The organism is Bradyrhizobium sp. USDA 372 (assembly GCF_053629095.1).
The window spans coordinates 1,016,543-1,037,509 of sequence record NZ_JBRJHR010000001.1 but is presented as its reverse complement, the minus strand read 5'-3'; the positions used below and the strand labels follow the sequence as shown (position 1 = coordinate 1,037,509).

The window sequence follows — 20,967 nt, the reverse complement described above, 5'->3', positions numbered from 1 at the left end:
GTCCTCAGCTTGCCGGGACACCGCTTTGCCGTCCGCGTGCCAGCGTGTCGGAGGGCGCCTCGTGGAAGATCGCGCGGTAGGCCGCCGCAAATTCGCCGAGATGATGGAAGCCCTGGGCACGTGCGCAGCTGGTCACGGTGACGCCGCCGCCCTTGAGCAGGCGGGCGCGGGTCGCCCACAGCCTCTTCAGGCGAATGTACTGGTGCAGGCTCATGCCGCGCACCTTGCTGACGGCGCCGCCGAGCGTGCGGATCGAGACGTCGAATTCGCGGGCGAGATCGGCCGTATAGATCGGAGCGGTCGGGAAGGTCGCGACGTAGTCGTCGATGCGCTGCACGAGCTTGATCGCCCGCTCGCCCTGGACCGAGGTGCTCCGATCCGACATCGGATCGATTCGAAACAGATCGTCGAGCGCGAGCAGCAGGCCTTCCTGGAGATGGGCCGCAACCTCCGTCGTCTCGAACAGGCGCGGCTGCACTGACGCGGTGCGCAGGATATCGAGCAGGAGCTGTCGCGTGTGGAGCAGGGCGGGCCGATTCGCGACATGGGCCCGCAAATGGTCGGCGCGGTCGAACCAGCCACGGTCTCTCAGTTTGGGGGAGAAGATGATCATGGCGTGATGATTGGTCCGGGGCTCGACGAAATGGCACTCATCGTTGCCGCGGAGGGCAGCGAAGAAGCGCGCGTCCAGATCCACACCCTTGAAGTTGGCCTGAAGATCGTCGGTCATCGACAGGATCACCATCCCGCCCGGCATGCGATAGGCAGTGTCGAGGATTCGCGCGAACGATCTCATCATGATGATGCGGCACGCCGGCAGGGAAACGATGGCCCGGGCCGCCGCGAAGTTTGGGATGTCGAGCGGAATGCTCCTCGCATCCTCCATCGTCTCGACCGGCCGAAACGCGTCGACATCGGAAAAGCTGATCAGTTGTAGCGCGGAGGAGGGAACGAGGTTGTCCAACAACATGATTCTGGCCGGCCGCTGAAATGAGACAATCAAATGAACGCCGATGCATCGCCATCAATGCCGAAACATCGCGTTTCAGTAAACGGAATTTCAGGCCGTAGTATTGCGGACATCATGTCATGAAGACCGTCCGGTCAATGTCACCGTCAACCTTCTCGGTCCATCGGTTCGCCGGCGGCGAGGCCAGCGATCGCTCTGCAAGATGATCTCGCAAAAGCGAAGGGGCCCGAGGGCCCCTTCAAACGTCACCAGCGGCGATAGCCGTAGTGCCCATAGTAGCGCGGACCGTAATAGCGCGGCCGATAATACCGCGGGCCGTAGTAAGGCCGCGGCCCGTAGTAGCCATAGTAGTTCGGCCGCCACCAGCACTGTCCCCAGGCGTCGCAGACCATGCGGACCTGCTCGACGCCGGAGACCTGCGGTGTCGCAGGTGCAGGCGCGATGGGCATGGCGGATGCCGTCGACGATGCAGCGAGGGCGCCGAACAAGCACGCGGCCAAAAGGCCAGTCTTGAGATTCATGATGTCTTCCTCCGCTTACGCGATGCAGGATATCGAGGTTGTTCTGATCAAATTGTGGCCGAACCGAAATGTAATACAGATGAACAAACCTTCAGCGAGCTGACCCAAGTCACAGCTCGGCAGCGGGGCGTAGATCGCCGGGCGATGCCGTGACTAGACCTTGATCCTGCGCAATTCGCAAGTTTGCCTTGGCTCTTACTGTCACCGTCATGGCAGCGCCGTGGTGCCTGTTGCCGGCCAAGGTGAGCTGAATGCAAGTCATTCCAGATCTGTCGATCTCGCCGGAGAAGGTCTTCTTCGTCATCTCGAAATCGCGCCGGCCCGACAGCGAAGCGGGCGGGTGTGGCGTCGTCCTGGACTGGCGACGACGACATGAGCTACGGCCGCGGCGGGCGCGGCGAAACCACCGACCGTGCGGAGCTCGCGGGCTTCATCCGCGCTCTCAATGTTGACGAGCAGATCGATCTCGTGGCGCTGGCCTGGCTCGGCCGCGGCGACGGTGATCTCTCGAAGAGCTACTCTGATGCCGGATGCGGCGTCTGCAAGTGTCAAGGAGAAGTTGCAATGGACAAGATGAGAATTGACAAGGGTGACTGGCTGGTCGTGTGCGACGGGCGCAAGGCGCTCATTCTGGAAAACCTCGGCGACGAGATGTTTCCGAACCTCCACACCAGGGAGGTGCACGAGCAGCCCAATCCCGCGACCGCCGCTCAAGGGTTAGCCGCGCCGGGCCGATTGCATGGCGCAGCCGGCGGCGCACGCAGCTCGATCGAGCAGACCGATTGGCACGACGAGGCCGAGCGCGCCTTTCTGCGGAGCCTGGCCGGCCGGCTCGATGCCGCCGTCAGCTCCGGCGAGACCACGGCCCTGACCATGGTGGCCTCGCCGCGCGCGCTCGGCATGATCCGCGCCGACTATTCGGAAGGCGTGCGCAATGCGCTGCAGGGGGAGGTCGGCAAGGACCTCGTCAAGCTGCCGGTCTACGAGATCGAGAAGCAATTGCTGCGGTCGGGCGCAGCCAAATAAGCGACCCGCAGCGGCCGCGGCGCCTCAATAGCAGGGGTGCCGCCGGCCGTCCTGACCGATATAAGCAGCCGCGCTGCGATAACAGTGGTTGGTCGCCGGGCCGTCATAGTATGCGAAGGTGCCAGGGGTGATACCGGGGCCGTAATTGTGCAGGTAGCTGATCGGGTAGGGCAGCGGGTTGGCGTAGGAGCGGTGGTACCGGTGGCGGCCGTGCGCCTCGGCGAGGGCAGGGGCCAGGACCGCAGCCGTCAGGGCCGCAACCGCGGCTACACGCGTCAACTTGCTCATCTCAATTCTCCGGAACCCGCTCGAATAGGTCAGCCGTTATAGCAATTTCGAGCGGTCGGGCATCGCTTCGGGGGGCCGAAATCAATGCCAATGCCGCAGATTTCCGTGTGGGTGTGACAGAATTGCCGGACATGCGGCCAAAAGCTGCCCATTTTTGGCCTTTTCGGGATGCTTAACGAATTCCCCACACAAGTATGACCAAAGACTATTCGGTTCAGAATTCTGCCGCCGGACCTGGGGATCACTTGCCGGTCCCTCGTGTCAGGTGCATTCCTGAAGGCCTTCGCCGTCATCTCGCCATGCGCATCACGCTTCCGAGTCTGCTGTTGCTCTGCCTCGCCGCTGCCACGCCGGCACGCGCCGAGCTGCACATCACCCGCGACCACGGCGGCTATGTCGAGGAGTACAAGGCCAAGTACAAGCGGGTGCGCGAGAAGGGCGAGCGGGTCATCATCGACGGCATCTGCAATTCGGCCTGCACGCTCGTGCTCGGAATCGTGCCGATGAACAAGATCTGCGTGACGCCGCGCGCGAGCCTCGGCTTCCACCAGGCCTATTACGACAAGGCGTTCACCTTCGGCATCAAGGTCACCAGCGCCGAGGGTACCTCCGATCTCATGTCCTACTACCCCGACACGGTGAAGGACTGGATACGCCGCAATGGCGGGCTCACCACCGACATGAAAAAGATCAAGAACGGCGTCGAGCTCTGGAAGATCGTCAATCCCTGTCCGGAAGAATGGTGAGCGGCTGAGCCGGACCGCGATCGTCCGTCGCAGCGCAACATCGTCACGACGAAATTCGCATTGCCGCATGGCCGACGGTCGGGCAATGAGGGCGGCAATGAACCATAATCAAGAAACCCTGGCCGCCCGCGCCGCGCCGATCCTGTTCGTGCTGCTCTGGAGCACCGGATTCATCGGCACCAAATACGTCGTCAACAATGCCGATCCCTTGACCTATCTCGCCATCCGCATGGCGATCGTGGTCGGGTTGATGGCGATCATCGCAGGCATCGCGCGGCCGAAATGGCCGGACCGCGCAGGCATCGCGCACAGCGCGGTCGCCGGCATCCTCGTCCACGGCTTCTATCTCGGCGGCACCGCGATTGCGATCGCGCATTCGATTCCGGCCGGCCTTTCGGCGCTGATTCCGGGCTTGCAGCCGATCCTGACCTCGACCATTGCCAATCGCTGGCTCGGCGAACGGGTCACGCCGCTGCAATGGGCCGGGCTCGTGCTCGGTCTCGGCGGGGTGGTCCTGATCCTGCACAACCGCCCGATGACCGGCGAAGCCGGGCTCGGCTGGCTCGCCTCGGTGGTCTCGCTGGTCAGCATCACGCTCGGCACGCTTTATCAGCGCCGCTACTGCAATCACATCGACTGGCGCGCCGGAAATCTCGTGCAGTACGTGGCGGTCACCATTTTCTTCGCGATCGGCGCCTTCCTGTTCGAGGATCGCGTGGTGCACTGGACGCAGGAGTTCGTGCTTGCGCTCGCCTGGCTCGCGGTCGCGCTCTCGATCGGATCAATCGGGCTGTTGTACTGGCTGATCCGCCACGCCGCGGCGACCTCGGTCGCGAGCCTGTTCTATTTGGTTCCGGCCGTCACGGCCCTGATGGCCTATCTGCTGTTCGGAGAAAAGCTGGACGCGATTGCCATTGCGGGCATGGCGCTCTGCGCCACGGCGGTCTTCGTCGTCAATCGGCGGTCCTGACGGCATGCACAGCCCTGACCCCGAGCGCGAGCATCATCCGGGTCGGCGCGCAGCCAAGCGGCGCGGGTAGGTGTGCGCTGTCTCCGGGGCGCGCCCGCACCCGGAGACGTCTGCACGGTGCGATCAGCGCTTGGTCTTCTTGGCCTTCTTCTTCGACTTGCCGGCTTTCTTGGTCGCCTTCTTCGCAGACTTTTTCGCGGCCTTCTTGGACGACTTCTTGGCGGCTTTCTTCGTCGTCTTCTTCGCAGCCTTCTTGGCCTTCTTCTTGGCTGCCTTCTTCGGCGCTACTTTCTTCGCGACCTTCTTGGCGGCTTTCTTCACCTGCTTGACTGCAGTGACTGCCGCGTCCTTGGTCGTTTCCACGGCACTGGTGATCGTCTCCATCGCCTGTTCGGTGATCGGCTTCTCGTCGTCCATATCGTCCCCCACGGTTTGTATGGAGCGATGACGATAGCGGGTTTCGAAATTGTGTCAAAGCGACGCTCAACCTTTGCGGATCTTTGCGTAGGCGGCGAGCGCGCGTTCGCGTCCCCTGGCATGATCGACGATCGGCTGCGGATAGGTCTTGCCGATCGTGATGCCCGCGCTCGCTAGCTCGATCGGCGTCGCCTGCCAGGGCCGGTGGATCAGCTTGGCCGGCAGGGCCTTCAGTTCCGGAACCCAACGTCGAACGTAGGCGCCGTCAGGATCAAACTTCTCGCCCTGGAGCTGCGGATTGAACACGCGGAAATAGGGCGCAGCGTCTGCGCCGCAGCCGGCGACCCATTGCCAGTTGGCAGGATTGCTGCCGGCGTCCGCGTCGACCAGCGTGTCCCAGAACCAGGCTTCGCCTTGACGCCAGTCGATCAGGAGGTGCTTGACCAGGAAGGAGGCCACCACCATCCGCACCCGGTTGTGCATCACCCCGGTGTGCCAGAGCTCGCGCAGGCCGGCATCGACGATGGGATATCCGGTGCGCCCGCGCTGCCAGGCGGCGAGCGCTTGTTTGTCGGGCTGCCAAGGAAGGCGATCGAAGTTCGTCTGCAGGTTTTCGGCGGCGAGGTTGGGGTGATCGTGGAGGAGGTGGCGGCAGAATTCGCGCCAGCCGAGCTCGCTCAGGAATTTTTCGACGCCTTGCCCGAGTGCCGGATCTTCCGCCGCGGCAAACCGGGCGGCGTGCCAGACCTGACGCGGGCTGAGCTCGCCGAAGCGGAGATGCGGCGACAGCCGTGAGGTGCCCTCTCGGTCCGGGCGATCGCGGTCGCCGGGATACATTCGAACAGTGTGCTTGAGGAAGTCGCGCAGGCGCAGATGGGCGGACGCGGCGCCGGGGGTCCATGCCTCGCGCAGGCCACCCGCCCAATCCGGCGCGGTCGGCTCGAGCTTCCAGCCCTCCAGTCGATCGCTTGCAACGCGCGGCGCAGGGCGCAGCTGCTTCGGCGCGGGCAGGGGCTTGGGCAGGTCGCCGAGCGCCAGCACGCGGCGCCAGAACGGGGTGAACACACGCAGGCCCCGGCCGTCCTTGGTGCGGATCGCCGCGGGCGGGACCAGCAGGTCGCCAGGAAAGCTTTGCGCGTGCGTGCCGAGCTTAGCCAGGGCCGCTTCGAGCTGTCGCTCGACGGCCTGATGAGGCGCCTGCGCGATTTCGTTCCAATAGACGGCGCGGGCGCCGCTCTCTTGCGCCAGCTCTGGGATCACCTTGGCCGCCGATCCCCTGCGCAGGACGAGCGAGCCGCCGCGCGCGGCGATCTCGGCACTGAGCGATCGCAGCGACTGCGCCAGCCACCAGCGTGCCGCGCCGCCTGGCGCTCGCCCCGCCGCCTCGTCCAGTACATAGAGACAAAGCACCGGCGCTCGGGAGTTGGCGGCGGCGTCGAGGGCGGGGTGGTCGGACAGGCGGAGATCGTCGCGAAACCAGACGATGATGGATGGCTGACTTGGCGGGGTCAGGGAGGGCCTCGTTTACCAATTGGAAACCGTACCGCGCGCGGCGGCGGGAACCGCCGTTAATGCGGCCGTAAGTCAATTGCACGAATATGCAGGAATTACGGGGGTCATTCCATCCATGTCCAATCTTCTAACGGCGAAGTTCCTGCCGCGGTTCAAGCTCGGCACCAAGGCCGTCCTGTGCGCGGTGCTGCTGATCGCAATGAACACGGCGCTGGTGGTCGGCGCCGGCTATTGGTCGCTGACATCCGCCTTCAACGACCGCGCCTTGCGCGACATCGAGATCAATCTGCGCACGCTGGCGCTGGCTTTTGCGGAGACCGTTCCCGAAGCCAAGATCACGATCCGGGACGGGGCGGTGGTCCGCGCCGAGATCCCGAAAATGCCCGACCTCAAGGATCACGCCATCGTCGATCGGTCGGTGTCCTATGTCGGCGGCAACGCGACCCTGTTCGTGTTCGACGCGGCGAGCGGACAGTTCGTCCGCCGCTCGACCAACGTGAAAAAGGAAAATGGCGACCGCGCCGTCGGGACCCAGCTTGCCGCGGATCATCCCGGGCAGGCCCCGCTGCGCCGTGGCGAGGCCTATAAGGGGCCGGCCACGCTGTTCGGCAAGACGTTCATGACCGCCTATTTCCCGATTGCGGATGGCACCGGCAAGGTCGCCGGCATTCTCTATGTCGGCATCCCCATGGCGCAGTTCGAGGGCATGCTGTCTCAGGCGATGGAGAGCATGGCGGCCGCCGCCGGGCTTGCCGCGCTTCTGGTGCTGGTCCTGACCCTGCTGGTCGTCCGCCGCATCACCCGGCCGCTGACCTCGGTGACGCATTCGCTCACCGCGCTTGCCAACGGCCAGGGCGACGTCGCGATCGAATGCGAGGACCGGGCCGACGAGATCGGCGAGATCGCCCGCACGGTCGCGGTGTTCAAGAGCAACTCGCAGGAGCGGGCGCGCATGCGCAGCGAGCAGGCGGCGGCAACCGCCGCCGCAGCCGAGCAGCGCAAGGCCGAGCTGCGCAACTTCGTCGAGGGGTTCCGCGGCAGTGTCGGCGGCATTCTCGACAAGGTGCTGGCATCGTCGGGCGAGTTCGAGCGCGCAGCGCGACAACTCACCGACGCCGCGCGCTCCACGGCCGATCTGTCGGCGCAGTCGGCGGGAGCTTCCGAAAGCGCCTCCGAGCATGTGCGTTCGGCGGCGTCGGCTTCCGACGAATTGTCCCAATCCATCTCCGAGATCACCCGCCGGGTGCAGGAATCGAACGAGATCTCCGCCGAGGCGGTGCGGCAGGCCGAAGCGACCGACCAGCGCATTGCGCAGCTCTCGGAAGCCGGCTCGCGCATCGGCGACGTCGTCAAGCTGATCACCTCGATTGCCGAGCAGACCAACCTGCTGGCGCTGAATGCGACCATCGAGGCCGCACGCGCGGGCGATGCCGGTCGCGGCTTCGCGGTGGTGGCTCAGGAGGTCAAGACGCTCGCCGGCCAGACCGCGAAGGCGACCGACGAGATATCGAGCCAGATCGAGAGCATGCAGCTTGCGACCGAGGAATCGGTCGCCGCCATCAAGGCGATCAGCCAGACCATCGAGCGCATCAGCGGCATCGCAGGCTCGATCTCGGCCGCGGTCGAGCAACAGAAAAGCGCGACTCACAACATCGTGGCCAGCGTGCGCGCGGCGGTGTCAGGCACGGCCGATGTCGCGGTCAATGTCCGTCACGCCGCCAAGGGCGCCAGCGAGACGGGCGAGACGTCGAGCCGGATGTTTGCTTCCGCCCAGGCGCTGTCGGGCGAGAGCCTGCATCTGAAGGCCGAGGTCGAGAGCTTCCTCGACCGCGTGCACGCGGCCTGATTCCACGCAGTCGAGGCGGTCCGTTGGACCCCAGGAATCTCGAGATCCCGGGTTCGATGCTGACGCATCGCCCCGGGATGACTTTTTGCGGTCGCTATCCGCGACCGCCAAAAGTCATTTAGGCTGCGGGACGATGCGGATGTAGGGCTTCGGCTCTTTCCAGCCCTGCGGATAGATCGTCTTGGCCTCGTCGTTGGAGACCGAGCCCGCGATGATGACGTCCTCGCCCTGCGACCAGTCGGCCGGGGTGGCGACGCGATGCTTGGCGGTGAGCTGGAGCGAGTCGATGACGCGCAGGATCTCCTGGAAGTTCCGACCCGTCGTCATCGGATAGACCAGCACCAGCTTGATCTTCTTGTCCGGCCCGATGATGAAGACGTTGCGGACGGTCTGGTTGTCGGCCGGCGTGCGGGTGAGGGGATCGCCCGAGGTCGAGGCCGGCAACATTTCGTAGAGCTTGGAGACGTTGAAATCGATGTCGCCGATCATCGGGTAGTTGGGCGCGGCGCCTTGGGTCTCCTTGATGTCATCCGACCATTTGGCATGGCGATCGACCGGATCGACCGAGAGGCCCATCAGCTTCACGCCGCGCTTGTCGAACTCCGGCTTCAGCTTGGCGAGAGCGCCGAGCTCGGTCGTACAAACCGGCGTGAAGTCCTTCGGGTGCGAGAACAAGAGGGCCCAGCTGTTGCCGATCCAGTCGTGGAACTTGATCTTCCCTTCGGTGGTCTCGGCTTCGAAGTCGGGGGCGGTGGCGCCGATCGGAAGTGTCATGGTTCTACCTCATCTCGTTGAATTTACTGAAGAACTCACCTTCGGCCATCGGAGCCATTATAGGGGCTTGGCCGGCCCAAGTGAACGCCAAGTGAACCGCTTCAAGTAAAATGTGAATTCTTTCTCCGAAGGGCCGATTTCCCAGCAACTTTCTGTTACAGCGGCGCCTGCGACGAAACATCTCCACCGGAGCCGCCCGGGGCTCGATTGCCCCGATAATGCCTTTTATGACTTTCATCACGCTCCCCCGGCGCGTCTAGAACCAGATTGGTCCTGATAGCGACCAATTGGCAACCATCTAGAAAAGTCGCGATCCCCGTATCGAATCGTTAACCACCCCTTTACGCCGGCATGAAAATGCTGGTCGATCAGAAGAAGTCTGGAAGTGAACTATGTCTGCCGCTGCGCCTAAGCCTACCGAGTCGTCGTCCCTCGTGCCGTCCTGCCGCGATACCGCAGCCCATGCCCTCTCCATCGTGCGTGACGGCGTGATCACGGGCGAAGGCCCGACCACCAAGGGAAGGGTGCATTTCTCCCGCTCGCTCGATGCCGATGACACCGCCTGGTGCATGCGCATCCTCACCGCGACCGCCGTCAACGACCAGCCGGTCAGCCGCGCCGAGGCCGAAGTTCTGTTCGAGATCAACGAGGCCGCGACCGAACGCACCGACGGCGGCCGGTTCGACGACCTGCTTGCCAAGGCGGTCGCCCATTATGCCGCCAGCGCCTCGGGCCTGAAGGTGCCGCCGCGCAGCGTCGCGCTGTCGGCTGACACCGAGATCGAGAGCTGGGCGCCGTCCTATGCCTCCAAGGTCAATAGCGAGATGCTGGAGTGGATTGCCGGCCAGATGCGCGGCAAGCGCCAGAACAACCGTCGCCTGATGGCGATGGTGGCGACCTTCCTGGGCGCCACTGCACTGCCTCTGGCGGGCCAATTGCCGAACGTGTTCGACATTGGGATGTAAGATTTTGGGGATGTAAGATTTTGCGCCTCACGTGAGGACGCGAGGGAACGGCGGGGTTATTTCCCCGCCGTTTTTTGTTTGCGGTCCTCCAATCCAAGCTTGTCCACCTCGAGCCCCAGCGTGCGGCCCGGGAAACCAGCGGCATCGAAATAGCGCTGGCTGCCGACGCGCTGGAAGTTCAGCACGGTGACGAGGCCGCCCTCGGCGGGCTTCGACTTCACCGTGCCGGCATAGGCCTTCGGCACGATGCCATTGGGCATGGCCTCGGACATCACGCGGCCGATCAGGCCGCCATTGTGCGAGCTGCGCAGACCCATGAGCTGCGCGGCCGTCATGCCGACATCGGCATTGCTGACCGGAATCTCGTCGACATAGCCGGCTTTGAAGTCCGGACCGATGGCGGCCATGAAGTTCATGGTATCGCCGCGGCTGAAGCTGCCATGCATGCCCTGGCCCTGGCGCAGCACGGTGTCGGCGACCTGCACCGAGCAATTGGTCGGCGCCTCGCCGCAATCGCTGGCATAGGAGCGGAAGTTGACGACGATCGACGGCGTCGGGGTCGCCGACTTGCCGCGCAGATTGATGCTCGACAGCGGCAGCGTCCCGGGGAAGCGGCCGAGCGAATCCTCGACGAACAGGCCGGAGACGTAGTCTTGCTCGAGCAGCGCCTTGATGGTCTTCGCGGCGAGCTTCTTGTCCTTGTTCGGCAGGTAGATCAGGTCCGAGCCGCCATTGGTGGCGACGACGAGGTCCGGCTTGGTGGGATCCTTGCCGAGCACGCCGTTGCCGGCCTTGGGATGCTTGTTGCCTTCGATCTTCACGTTCTTGTCGTTGGGATCGAACAAGGGCAGGTCGAGCACTTTCGCAAGGTCGAGCGCCAGGAAGCCCATCGGCAGGAAGTCCTTGGGCGTATCGTCATAGCTGACCTTGGCCGACGGGCTGGTCTTGCTCTCCTTGGAGATGGTCGAGAAGCCGTGGTCGGCCGAGACGATGATGTTGGTCGAGGCCGCGAGCCCGAGCTCGTCGAGCCCCTTGCGGAGCTGGGCGAGGTTGGCGTCGGCGTTCTTGATGCCGGCCATCGAGGTCGGGCCGTTGATGCCCGGCATGATCTGGTTGAGGCTGTCGCCGGTGTTGTGCTGGCTGCCGTCGGGGTCGCGCGACCAGAACACCAGCACGAAGGGCTTGTTGCGCGCCTTGAACATCGGCAACACCACCTTGGTGGCGACGTCGGCAAAATAGGCCTGCTGCGCGACGTTGGCGACAGTGGTGCCCGGCGTCTTGGCGTCGCCCGCCTTGGAATTGTCGCCGCGCGGCGGCGTGGCGAGGGGCAGGCCGGCCTTGGTCAAAGCGTCCTTCACCTCGTCCGACAGTGCCACGCCGTTCTTGCCGCCGGTGGAATCGTCGAACACGATCGAGTGCAGGCCGGGCTTCTCAGGCTTATCGGTGTGGTCGAACTGGTAGGTCGGGCCGACCTTGCCGATCGCCGCGGTGCTCAGCCCCTTGTCGCGGGCCATCTTCAGAACGGTCTCTTCGTTGAGGTAGTCGCCCTTGAAATGCTCGTCGATATCGCCGAGCACGGCGTCGTTCTCGATGAAGGGAACCACGGTGTCGCCGGCGGGTACTGAGGTGTAGTTGGTCCAGATCGTGTTGGAGAACACGCCGGTGTCGCCGAGATAATGGCCGGTCGACATCGCCGAGCCGTTGGCCATGGTGAAGGTGGGAAAGAGCGAATGCGGGTTCTTGAAGTTGACGCCCTTGTCGCGAACCTCGGCCATCGCGGGCGTCGTCTCCGGGGTGACCTTCAGCGCGCGCAGACCGTCCGGAATGAACAGGATCAGGTTGCGGGGCGTGTTGTTCTGGGCGGAGGCAAGTCCGGTGGACAGCACGGCCAGTCCGGCGGACAGCAACACCAGTGAACGGCGCATCAAGGTCTCTCCTGCAGTGAGGCGGCATGGCCGCGCTGGCGGCTCGCAGCTTCGTTTAGTTTCGCTGCATGACGGTTTTGTTACAAGGGCCCCGGCCGATGCAGGAGGGTTGGGGAGGGGGTGATAGCGTCACGCTCGTGTCCCGGACGCGACGCAGCGCGGAAGCGTTGCGGCGCAGAGCCGGGACCCAGCAGGCGACGTCGCTCGCTGCTGCATGGGCCCCGGCTCTGCAGCGCATCGTCGAAGAGACGCTGCGCTGCGTCCGGGGCACGCGACCTGAATTTGCGGCACACAGTTGCCTCAACATCGTCATTGCGAGCGCAGCGAAGCAATCCAGGATGCATCCGCGGAGAGACTCTGGATTGCTTCGCTGCGCTCGCAATGACGGGGTGGCAGGAAAATCGCTTTCCAAATGCTACTGTCATTCCCCGCGAAGGCGGGGAATCCAGTACGCCGCGGCCTATCGATTGAGCCATAACTGTCTCGGAGTACTGGACCGCCCGGTTAAACCGGGCGATGACAGCGAGTGTGTCGTCGCAGACACAGCTTCGCATCCTCGCGGCGCATTTCGCCCGAGCTTTGCTCGTCGTCTCACCCTCGATTGAAAGAGGGCGCAGGGAAGACCGGGTGCCGGCCGGGCACCCACGGTCCACTGTGCGAAAGGTGGCAACAAGAATTTGCACAGCGGCATACAGGTGAAGCCAAACATCCGGCCTTCCCTGCGCAGTGGTTTTACGGCTTATGTCGCGCTCTCCCCGGGGAGCGATGCACTATTGCCCCCGTCACCTTGCGGATGGCTGATGCGCATCGCCCGGTCGGGCAACCACATCACCACAAGACTTGACGCACAGACCCCGGGCGTCAGGACCACACGATTTTGCCGTACGCTGATGACACCGGTCGTATGCGCGACGACCTCGCTCACGGTTGCCCGCCCTGCAAAGCCGTTCGCGCCGACGCCATCCGCGTCCACCGCCCCCCGACCCGCGTTCGTGACGATCGCGATACGCCCCTCTTCCTTGGGCCGGGTTGCGCGACACATACGCGTGTTTCCGAATTTCGGTAAAGCGGAATATTTTCAACCGAATGCATTGACCCATGAATCGGGTGTTTTGCCCGTCGGGCAGCGCAAGGGATTGTGGCCGCAACCATTCAATCCGGCGCGGTCTGCGCCCGTGGATTGGGTGCAAGGGCCTGCGCCGGCTTCGTCGCGGCCGGAAAGAGCGCTGTCTTGGCGAGATCGCGGCGGAGCGACGACGGCGCGGTGTGCAGGGCAAAGGCGATCGCGATCTGCGTTCTGTTCTGAAGCCGGTACTTGCGCATGATGTTGCCGATGTGCGCCCGCACCGTGTTCTCCGAGATGTTGAGCTCGTAGGCGATGTTCTTGTTCTGCATCCCCCGCGCGATCAGCGTCATCAGCTCCCGTTCGCGCGGTGTCGGTGCGATCAAATCTTTCGGATCCGAGCTCACGGCTGCCTCCCTGGCCTTTGCGAACATCCCGGCATGCTCTCACTCCGTCTTGAGCGCCTCGATCGGACTCAGCTTGGACGCCTTGTGAGCTGGATAAAAACCAAAGACGAGGCCGGTCGCGATCGAGAAGACGAGAGACAGGCCGATCGCCTGGCCGTCGATCGAGGTGACCCACCCGGCCATGCGGGCGACCGTCATCGAGAGCGTGATGCCGCCGGCGACGCCGATGGCACCGCCGAGCAGGCAGAGGACGAGCGCTTCGCAGAGAAACTGCAGACGGATGTCGCGCATCCGCCCGCCGAGCGCCCGGCGGATGCCGATCTCCCGGGTGCGCTCGGTGACCGACACGATCATGACGTTCATGATGCTGATGCCGCCGACGAGCAGCGAGACCGAGGCGATGGCGACGAGCAGCAACGCGACGGTGCGGATCGCGCCCTGCTGCGCCTCCATTGCGGCGGCGGGATCCTGGACCTTGAAGTCGTCGTCCTGGCCGGCGGGGATGCGGTGGCGCTGCCGCAGCAGGTTCTCGATCTCCGCTCGCACGCCCGCCATCTGACCGTCTGCGGCCACCTTGGCGATGATGTAGGCGACCGAGTCGCGGTTGATGTTGCTGGCGCTGCCGAGGAAGCGCAGCTTGGCCGTGGTGAGCGGCACGAAGGCGACGTCGTCCTGAGCGGGTCCCTTGCGGTCGAGCACGCCGACCACCTCGAGCGGGACCTTCATGATCCTGATCTGCGCGCCGATGGGATCGTCGCCGGGTGCGAACAGCTCGCGCGCGACCGTGCTTCCGAGGATCACGACCTTGCCGGCGCCGGCTTCCTCGGTGGCGGAGAAATAGCGCCCGGCCGCGAGCTGCCAGTCGCGCACCATGAAGTGGCCGGTGGTCGTGCCGTTGATCGTCGTGTTCCAGTTCTTGCCCTCGTGGATGACCTGCGCCGTCCCGGCGATGGAGCCGGCCGCGGCCTGGATTTCCGGGATCTGCTCGAGAATGGCCTGCACGTCGCTCTCGGTCATCGTCAGCTTGCTGCCGTCCTTGAGACGCACGCCGCCCTGATAGACCGCGCCGGGGGTGATCATCAGCACGTTGGCGCCGATCGAACGGATCTGCTCCTGCAGACGCAGCTGCGCGCCGGCGCCGATCGCGAACACCGTCACGATCGAGGCGACCCCGATCACGATGCCGAGCATGGTGAGGAAGCTGCGCAGCGGATTGAGGCGAAGGGCGTGCAACGCGATCTGAAAGCCCTGGAGTATCGTCATGACGCAGCGCTCCGTCTCGGCAGCAGCTCCGCCACCGTTTCGTCGCTGACGAGCTCACCGTCATGCAGGTGGATCGTGCGCCGGCACTGGGTCGCGATGCCGGGATCGTGGGTGATCATGACGATGGTCTGGCCGGTCCGGTTGAGCGCGGCGAACAGGGAGAGAATCTCGGCACCGGTGCGGCTGTCGAGCGCGCCGGTCGGCTCGTCGGCGAGCACGATCAGCGGGGAGGCGATCAGTGCGCGCGCGATCGCGACGCGCTGCTGCTCGCCGCCGGAGAGCTGCCGCGGGAAGTGATGGGCCCGGTGCAGCATGCCGACGGCCTGAAGGCTCGCTTCCGCGCGCGCCAGCCGTTCCTTGCGCGCGATGCCGCAATAGACCAGCGGCAGTGCGACGTTCTCGATGGCATCGTGGCGCGCGAGCAGATTGTAGGATTGGAACACGAAGCCGATGCTGCGGGCGCGCAGGGACGACCGGCGATCTTCCGTGAGATCGGCGACGTTGGCGCCCTGGAGATAGACCGCGCCCTCGCTCGGCAGGTCGAGCAATCCGATCATGTTCATCAGCGTCGACTTGCCGGAGCCGGAAGGCCCCATCACCGCGACGATCTCGCCTTGCGCGATATCGAAGCTGACATTGCGCACCGCCGCCACCGCGACTCCCTCGGTGCGATAGGTCCTGCTGACCGACTGGAGGCTGATGAGGGGCGAGGCGGTCATGATCCGAACCTGATGCCGAGAATTTCCATGCCGGCCGGACGGATGGCCTGGCCGACGGCGACCTCGCTGCCCTCGACGAGATCTCCGCTCCGGAGCGCGACCTGCTCGGTGCCGGCGGCGCCGACCGTCACCGCGACCCGCTGCAGCGCGCCGCCGGCGGTGCGCACCCACACGCCGCTACGTGCCGCGGTGTCCGGCCGTGTGCCGGCCGGCTGGAACCGCAGCGCTGCGAGCGGCACTTTCAGCACGTCGTCCTGGCGTTCGATGACGATCTTCACCAGGGCGGTCATTCCCGGCAGCAGCGCGCCGTCGAGATTGGCGGTCGCCAGCACCACGGTGTAGGTGACGACGTGCTGCTGGGTCTGCGGCGCCTTGCGCACCTGGCGCACCACCGCCTCGAAGCGGCGATCCGGGTAGGCGTCGACGGTGAAATGCGCGTGCTGCCCGGGCGCGATGCGGCCGATGTCGGCTTCATCGACCTGCGCGTGAATCTCCATGTCCTCCAGGCGGTGCGCCACCATGAAGGTGGTGCGTGCTTCCAGTCCGACCGCGAGCGTCTGCCCCTCGTTGACGAACCGGCCGACCACGACGCCGTCGATCGGCGAACGGATCACGGTGCGGTCGAGATCGGCCTGGGCCGCGGCGAGAACGGCGGCTTTCTCCGGCACCGCCATGCGAGCCTGCTGCAGCTCCGCCTCGATGCGGCGGACGTCGGCCTGCGCGCCCTCCACCGAAAAGGAGTTGAGGGACATCAGGATCTCGGCTTCACGTTCCTGGGCGAGGCGCGCGGTGAACTCGGTCTGCGCGTCGTCGACCGCCGTGGTCGCCACCACGTTCTGCGATTGCAGCGCCAGCTTCCGCTGCAGCGTCTTCTGAGCCGAGGACTTCACCGCCTGCGCGCTCTCGAGCTTGGCCGCGAGCACGTCGCGGCTGCCCCTCGCGTTCTGCAGATCGATCCTGGCGCGATCGAGCTTGGCCCTGGCGATGTCGACCAGGGCATTGGCGACGGCCAGCGACGCCCTGGCCTCGTCGACCTTGGCTGCAAAGCTGCGCGGATCGATCAGAGCGAGCGGCTGATCCTTGGCGACGGGGTCGTTGAAGTCGACATAGACACGGGCGAGCTGCCCCGACAGTTGGGAGCCGACCTCGATCGTCTTGACCGGCTGCAGGGCGCCGGTGACGGTGACGGTCTGCTCGACGCTGCCGCGCTGGATCGAGGCATAGCGGAACATGGGTGCGTCCGACCCGTAGGCCGGAACCTCGCGGGTGGAGGGGATCAGCAGCCGCCTGGTCTGGTCATAGGCGCGAGCCGCCGTGTCTGCCGCGCTCCCGGCGGCGCCGGCGATCATGCCCGGCCCGGCGTAGATCGCAGCGAGGCCGCACGCAGCTCCGAGCAAGGCAAATGCTGGCACAAATCGCATATCAAAACTCGCCGATTGAAATGACTTCGGGGAATCGGGAAAAAGTGGCACGCTCGCTATGGTTGTAAAGTATGGAAAGTCGTATCGAACGTCAGTATGTCGTCCTCGCCGGGCCGACGGTCGGGTGCGCCTCGTCATCCAGTAGTAAAGCAGGTGGGGTGCTACTTTTCGTGATTTGATCGGGATGCATACCGAGCGTATCGATACGAGGCGCGCGGTATCGAACTCGATAAGCTGACTGAACGTCCCGTCTGATCCGGCCAGAGCGGCCAGCAGCAGGCGTGCGAGTCGGCACGTGGGTGGCGATGCCATGACGCAGCCGGCGATCCGACGACGCAGCATTGCCGCATTCTCCAAATCGTCCCGCCGCGATGCCGCCGGCGACAAGATCGAAGCCCTCCCATCACGAAGCCCGATATGTGAACGCCTTCACTCGTCTCCGGCGCGTGTTGGCCCTATGACTTCGAACCGGCGGACCGACGCGCTTCGCTCGATCTGCGCGAATCATCCAAGCACCTTGATCTCGCTTGCAAGAAGAATGGATAGCTCGTTGCGTTTTCATCGAGCCCCAAGCCGGGGAGCCCCATGAGTTCAGATCAAGCCACAGTTTACGTCGTTGACGACGAAGCCCAGATTCGAGCCGCGATCGGAAGTCTCTGCGAGGAGACCGGGCATCAGGTCAAGCTGTTCGCCTCGACCGAAGAGTTTCTCGCCGAGACCGTTTCGCCCGGGCCGTCATGCCTCGTGCTCGACGTGCGGTTTCCCGGCACGTCGCCGACCGGGCTCGAGCTGCAGCGCCGGCTGGCCGAGATGGGCGTGTCAATTCCGATCGTCTTCATCAGCGGCTACTCCGACGTCCGCGTCTCGGTCGAGGCGATGAAGCGCGGCGCGGTGGAGTTTCTGCCCAAGCCCTTTCGCGAGCAGGAGATCCTCGATGCCATCAGGCACGGCATCGAGCGCGACCGCAGGCGGCTGCAACGCGAAGACAGCGTGCGTGAAGCCCGCCAGCGTGTCGAGATGCTGACGGCGAGAGAGCGCGAGATCATGCTGCTGATGGCCGAAGGGCTCGTCGCCAAGCAGATCGCAGCAAGACTTGGCGTGAGCGAAGTGACGGCGAAGGTCCATCGCACCAGGATGATGCGAAAGCTGGAGCTGCGTACGCCGATCGAAGTGGTGCGGCTGGTCGACAGCATGGGGCGCGAAGCGGAGACGACACGCAGCGTCTAGTCCGGAGCGACTAGCATGAACTGCAGTCTGTCGCGCAGGCCAGGATCGGTTCAGAGTCATCCCTACGATGTCGGCCTCTTTTCCGGGAAGGCATCCGAAACCAGTCAGACAACTTGGCCAGAAAGGGATACTCCATGCGTAAATTGTTTTTTGCATCCGTTGCCGTGCTCGCTCTGTCCTCCGCGGCTCAGGCCGCCAACACCTCCACCACGGTGCAGGTCGGCGTCGTGAATACTTCGAGCGTTTCGCAGCAGGGCCTCACCAACGACACGTCCTCGACCAGCCAGCTCGGCATCATCAACAGTGCGACGACGATGCAGGGCACCAGCGCGGCCTCGCTCAACAACGGCAGCACGGTGAACCAGGTCGGCGTGCAGAACTCGGCGGCCACCGGCCAGGTGGCGTTCGGCAACAACGGCAGCTCGATCACCCAGAACTCGTTCGGGCCCGCCGCGCTCCAGAACAACGCCGCCGCCGTCGGCCAGATCAGTGCATTCGGCATCAACGGCAGCACCGTCTCGCAGACGGCGCACTGAAGCCACGGTTCGTTTGGGCCGGACGCATCCAGGTCGGTGCGTCCGGGCCATTCCGGCACCGCAACCGGGCAGGGCGATCAATTGCGACGCTCGCTCATTCTCGCGGAGGACATGACATGCGGATCACCTATTTCATTGCAACGGTTGCGGCATTCGCTGCACTGACGGCAGCCGATGCCCGGGCCGGCAACTCGGCCAGCGTGCTGCAATTCGGCACGACCAACACGTCGTTCATTTCGCAGAGCGGCGGCACCAGCAACAGCGCCACGACGCTGCAGTTCGGCGCCACCAATAACGCGACCACCTTGCAGACGGGCTCGCTGCTCACGGTCAACACAGCGGTGATCGGGCAGGGCGGCACCATTGCGACCGCAACCAATACCGCACTGACCGGCCAGGTCGGCGGCGCCAATTCGAGCCTGATAGGCCAGATCGGCGCGAACAACACCGCCGGAGTCGGACAGCTCGGGATCCTGAACGGATCGACTGTTCTCCAGCAGGCGCCGTGAGCAGATCGAAGTGGTGAGGCATGTCATGAAACGTCATCTGGGCGGCGCATGCGCCGCAACGCTCGCTCTGTATCTGGCCAGCGCCCTTTCGGCGACAGCACAGACCGCCGACATCAAGACCATCGTCTCGGTCGGCGGACCGCCCGTCGTGCTGAACCAGAACAGCCAGCTCAACATGGCGGGTGTGTTCATGATCGGAGGCACGACCAGCGCGACCGTGACGCAGAACGGCAGCAACAACGCCACGGGCGTCCTGCAGTTCGGCGGAACGAGTTCCGCATCGGTCGGGCAGACCGGGGGCAACAACTTCGCCTATGTCGGCCAGGCCGGCCAGTCGGCGACCAGCCTGATATCCCAGCTCGGCGCGATGAATGCGGGCACGGTGGCGCAGTTCGGCACCGTCAACACCTCGACCATCGTCCAGACCGGCCCCTGACGCGCGAGCGATCTCGTCAGTGTCGACAACGAACGGGGAAGCGCGATGCGAGGCGGCAGTCAGGTGCTGAGGCGGGCTTTGGCCCTGGCGGCAATGCTCGCCGCCATCGGTGCGGCGACGCAGGCGTGCGCCGGGACGGTCCAGCGCAGCGTGACCAACCGGAACGTCAGCATCGAAACGGTCGTGCAGTTCGGCGACAATGTTCAGCCTGTCACGATCGAGGAGAACAGCCGCATCAACATCGCGCGGGTGATCCAGATCGGCGGGACCGGCACGGTGGACGCGACCATCATCCAGAACGGCACGCGCAACCATGCCAATGTGATCCAGGTCGGCGGCACCACCAATGCGGCGATCGGTCAATCCGGGGTGAGCAACACCGCCGAGATCACCCAGATCGGCCATTCGACCAACGCGCTCCTGCTCCAGATCGGAGACATGAACACGGGAGCGGTGAGGCAGTTCGGGCGTTTCAACTGGCTGGCGATCTTCCAGTTCGGCCGATGATGGAGGTGTGACATGAAGCTGCTTCTGCTCGCATCCGGACTGGGGTTCATGAGCGTGGTTGCAATGGCGCCGGCCGGGGCCGGCGACGGTCATACCACCGTGGTCCAGGACGAGAACGGCACCTCGGTCATCACGCAGAGCGGTGATCCGGCAGAAGCCGAGGTCAAGATCGAGAAGGAGCCCGGGCGCACGACGGTCTATCGCCGCAGCGGCGGCAATACCGCGATCGTGACACAGGGCAGCGGAAGCCCGCAGGACATGCTCGACTGGCTGCGCAAGCAGCAGGGCCGCTGACGGGACGAAGTCGCTGAAATCAGACGCGAATTCCGGGCGTTCTGCCGCATCCGGTTCCCGGCTAATCGCGTGCCTTAACCAATAATTAATTATACGTTTGCGGGTGGGCGACGGCCCGGCCTAGCCTCCCCGCGGGGAGCTGCTTTCGCAAAGCCAAACCAGTGTGGTGCGTATCATGATTGCCAGATCACATGGGGCGTTGGTCGCCTCGCTCAGCGCCGCTATGCTGCTGCTGAGCTCCGCTGACAGTTTTTCCAGACCTGCTGGCGCCGCGGCGCCAGGCGTCGCAGCAGCAGCCGCCCCGCCGCACGGGGCCCGTCCGCACGTGGGGCCGGGCGCCCGGTTCCACCGCCGCAGCGCGCCATGGGTCTACTGGCCGGGCGGCGGCGGATACTTCTACGACGGCGCCGGCTACAGCCAGCCCTTCGCCGATATGAACCAGTCGCTCTCCGCCGATGTTCGCTACACCTACACCTATGATGTGCCCTGGGATTGGACGCATCGTTATCCGCCGAATGTCGTGCCGTCCGATCGGCCCTATGTGCCGAGCTGCCCGACGGAGCAGGTGACGGTGCCCGGCCGCGGCGGCAGCGAGCACACCGTCAACATCATGCGCTGCTACTGA

The 20,967-nt window shown here is 64.7% G+C and carries 24 protein-coding genes and 1 pseudogene; 13 read left to right on the top strand and 12 right to left on the bottom strand.

Annotated features, from left to right (window positions below; genetic code table 11):
• Positions 1-4: 4 nt before the first annotated feature.
• From AB7M16_RS05055 to AB7M16_RS05045, 3 genes are all read right to left on the bottom strand, one after another.
• Entirely contained in the window at positions 5-970 is a 966-nt protein-coding gene (locus AB7M16_RS05055; RefSeq protein ID WP_260379695.1) for an AraC family transcriptional regulator, read from the bottom strand.
• A 245-nt stretch (positions 971-1,215) separates the two neighbouring features.
• Complete coding sequence (locus tag AB7M16_RS05050) at positions 1,216-1,491, bottom strand: hypothetical protein (protein WP_172783245.1); 276 nt, start codon at positions 1,489-1,491, stop codon at positions 1,216-1,218.
• Positions 1,492-1,600: 109 nt separating this feature from the next.
• Positions 1,601-1,795, bottom strand: a complete 195-nt coding sequence (locus tag AB7M16_RS05045; protein WP_453943301.1) for a hypothetical protein — start codon at positions 1,793-1,795, stop codon at positions 1,601-1,603.
• A 68-nt stretch (positions 1,796-1,863) separates the two neighbouring features.
• On the opposite strand from AB7M16_RS05045, the pseudogene AB7M16_RS05040 reads away from it, so the two are divergent.
• Together AB7M16_RS05040 and AB7M16_RS05035 are read left to right on the top strand one after the other, a co-directional pair.
• Positions 1,864-1,986 (top strand): annotated as a pseudogene (locus AB7M16_RS05040) (DUF3775 domain-containing protein); the annotation flags it as partial.
• Between the two features lie 69 nt (positions 1,987-2,055).
• Positions 2,056-2,517, top strand: coding sequence for a host attachment protein (locus AB7M16_RS05035; protein ID WP_453947130.1), 462 nt, complete (start codon positions 2,056-2,058; stop codon positions 2,515-2,517).
• 24 nt (positions 2,518-2,541) lie between these two features.
• Here the strand turns inward: AB7M16_RS05035 and AB7M16_RS05030 are convergent, their stop codons facing one another.
• The gene (locus AB7M16_RS05030; protein ID WP_172783249.1) at positions 2,542-2,805 is read right to left on the bottom strand and encodes a hypothetical protein; all 264 of its coding nucleotides are present in this window, start codon (positions 2,803-2,805) and stop codon (positions 2,542-2,544) included.
• 299 nt (positions 2,806-3,104) lie between these two features.
• Between AB7M16_RS05030 and AB7M16_RS05025 the strand changes: the two genes are divergently transcribed.
• Together AB7M16_RS05025 and AB7M16_RS05020 are read left to right on the top strand one after the other, a co-directional pair.
• Positions 3,105-3,551, top strand: a complete 447-nt coding sequence (locus AB7M16_RS05025; RefSeq protein ID WP_157280506.1) for a hypothetical protein — start codon at positions 3,105-3,107, stop codon at positions 3,549-3,551.
• 97 nt (positions 3,552-3,648) lie between these two features.
• On the top strand, positions 3,649-4,521 hold the full coding sequence (locus tag AB7M16_RS05020; protein ID WP_172783250.1) for a DMT family transporter: 873 nt from the start codon (positions 3,649-3,651) through the stop codon (positions 4,519-4,521).
• A 123-nt stretch (positions 4,522-4,644) separates the two neighbouring features.
• On the opposite strand, the gene AB7M16_RS05015 is transcribed toward AB7M16_RS05020, so the two are convergent.
• The gene (locus AB7M16_RS05015) at positions 4,645-4,938 is read right to left on the bottom strand and encodes a histone (protein WP_172783251.1); all 294 of its coding nucleotides are present in this window, start codon (positions 4,936-4,938) and stop codon (positions 4,645-4,647) included.
• A gap of 66 nt (positions 4,939-5,004) precedes the next feature.
• Positions 5,005-6,396 (bottom strand): cryptochrome/photolyase family protein, encoded by a 1,392-nt coding sequence (locus AB7M16_RS05010; protein ID WP_453947128.1) that lies wholly within the window; start codon positions 6,394-6,396, stop codon positions 5,005-5,007.
• A 169-nt stretch (positions 6,397-6,565) separates the two neighbouring features.
• On the opposite strand from AB7M16_RS05010, the gene AB7M16_RS05005 reads away from it, so the two are divergent.
• The gene (locus AB7M16_RS05005) at positions 6,566-8,296 is read left to right on the top strand and encodes a methyl-accepting chemotaxis protein (protein ID WP_172783253.1); all 1,731 of its coding nucleotides are present in this window, start codon (positions 6,566-6,568) and stop codon (positions 8,294-8,296) included.
• Positions 8,297-8,410: 114 nt separating this feature from the next.
• Here AB7M16_RS05005 and AB7M16_RS05000 read toward each other — a convergent pair whose 3' ends face one another.
• The gene (locus tag AB7M16_RS05000) at positions 8,411-9,070 is read right to left on the bottom strand and encodes a peroxiredoxin (protein WP_172783254.1); all 660 of its coding nucleotides are present in this window, start codon (positions 9,068-9,070) and stop codon (positions 8,411-8,413) included.
• Positions 9,071-9,462: 392 nt separating this feature from the next.
• Between AB7M16_RS05000 and AB7M16_RS04995 the strand changes: the two genes are divergently transcribed.
• A complete protein-coding gene (locus AB7M16_RS04995) occupies positions 9,463-10,035 on the top strand; it encodes a hypothetical protein (RefSeq protein WP_172783255.1) in 573 nt (190 codons plus the stop codon).
• 56 nt (positions 10,036-10,091) lie between these two features.
• Here the strand turns inward: AB7M16_RS04995 and AB7M16_RS04990 are convergent, their stop codons facing one another.
• The 5 genes from AB7M16_RS04990 to AB7M16_RS04970 all read right to left on the bottom strand — a co-directional run bounded on the left by AB7M16_RS04990 (position 10,092) and on the right by AB7M16_RS04970 (position 16,833).
• The gene (locus AB7M16_RS04990; protein WP_172783256.1) at positions 10,092-11,960 is read right to left on the bottom strand and encodes an alkaline phosphatase family protein; all 1,869 of its coding nucleotides are present in this window, start codon (positions 11,958-11,960) and stop codon (positions 10,092-10,094) included.
• A 1,152-nt stretch (positions 11,961-13,112) separates the two neighbouring features.
• Entirely contained in the window at positions 13,113-13,430 is a 318-nt protein-coding gene (locus AB7M16_RS04985) for a response regulator transcription factor (RefSeq protein ID WP_453943300.1), read from the bottom strand.
• A gap of 39 nt (positions 13,431-13,469) precedes the next feature.
• On the bottom strand, positions 13,470-14,693 hold the full coding sequence (locus AB7M16_RS04980; RefSeq protein ID WP_453943299.1) for an ABC transporter permease: 1,224 nt from the start codon (positions 14,691-14,693) through the stop codon (positions 13,470-13,472).
• Complete coding sequence (locus AB7M16_RS04975; protein WP_212254986.1) at positions 14,690-15,412, bottom strand: ABC transporter ATP-binding protein; 723 nt, start codon at positions 15,410-15,412, stop codon at positions 14,690-14,692. The genes AB7M16_RS04980 and AB7M16_RS04975 overlap by 4 nt, the downstream gene beginning before the upstream one ends.
• Positions 15,409-16,833, bottom strand: coding sequence for an efflux RND transporter periplasmic adaptor subunit (locus tag AB7M16_RS04970; RefSeq protein ID WP_453943298.1), 1,425 nt, complete (start codon positions 16,831-16,833; stop codon positions 15,409-15,411). Before AB7M16_RS04970 ends, AB7M16_RS04975 begins: the two co-directional genes overlap by 4 nt.
• Positions 16,834-17,418: 585 nt before the next feature.
• On the opposite strand from AB7M16_RS04970, the gene AB7M16_RS04965 reads away from it, so the two are divergent.
• The 7 genes from AB7M16_RS04965 to AB7M16_RS04935 all read left to right on the top strand — a co-directional run bounded on the left by AB7M16_RS04965 (position 17,419) and on the right by AB7M16_RS04935 (position 20,967).
• On the top strand, positions 17,419-18,060 hold the full coding sequence (locus AB7M16_RS04965; protein ID WP_212254988.1) for a response regulator transcription factor: 642 nt from the start codon (positions 17,419-17,421) through the stop codon (positions 18,058-18,060).
• Between the two features lie 134 nt (positions 18,061-18,194).
• On the top strand, positions 18,195-18,596 hold the full coding sequence (locus tag AB7M16_RS04960; protein WP_439366885.1) for a curlin subunit CsgB: 402 nt from the start codon (positions 18,195-18,197) through the stop codon (positions 18,594-18,596).
• A gap of 116 nt (positions 18,597-18,712) precedes the next feature.
• The gene (locus AB7M16_RS04955; protein ID WP_453943297.1) at positions 18,713-19,105 is read left to right on the top strand and encodes a curlin; all 393 of its coding nucleotides are present in this window, start codon (positions 18,713-18,715) and stop codon (positions 19,103-19,105) included.
• 25 nt (positions 19,106-19,130) lie between these two features.
• Positions 19,131-19,541 (top strand): curlin, encoded by a 411-nt coding sequence (locus AB7M16_RS04950; protein ID WP_453943296.1) that lies wholly within the window; start codon positions 19,131-19,133, stop codon positions 19,539-19,541.
• A gap of 45 nt (positions 19,542-19,586) precedes the next feature.
• A complete protein-coding gene (locus AB7M16_RS04945; protein ID WP_453943295.1) occupies positions 19,587-20,048 on the top strand; it encodes a curlin in 462 nt (153 codons plus the stop codon).
• Between the two features lie 12 nt (positions 20,049-20,060).
• Complete coding sequence (locus AB7M16_RS04940) at positions 20,061-20,342, top strand: hypothetical protein (RefSeq protein ID WP_271503012.1); 282 nt, start codon at positions 20,061-20,063, stop codon at positions 20,340-20,342.
• Between the two features lie 175 nt (positions 20,343-20,517).
• Positions 20,518-20,967, top strand: a complete 450-nt coding sequence (locus AB7M16_RS04935; protein ID WP_260379685.1) for a hypothetical protein — start codon at positions 20,518-20,520, stop codon at positions 20,965-20,967.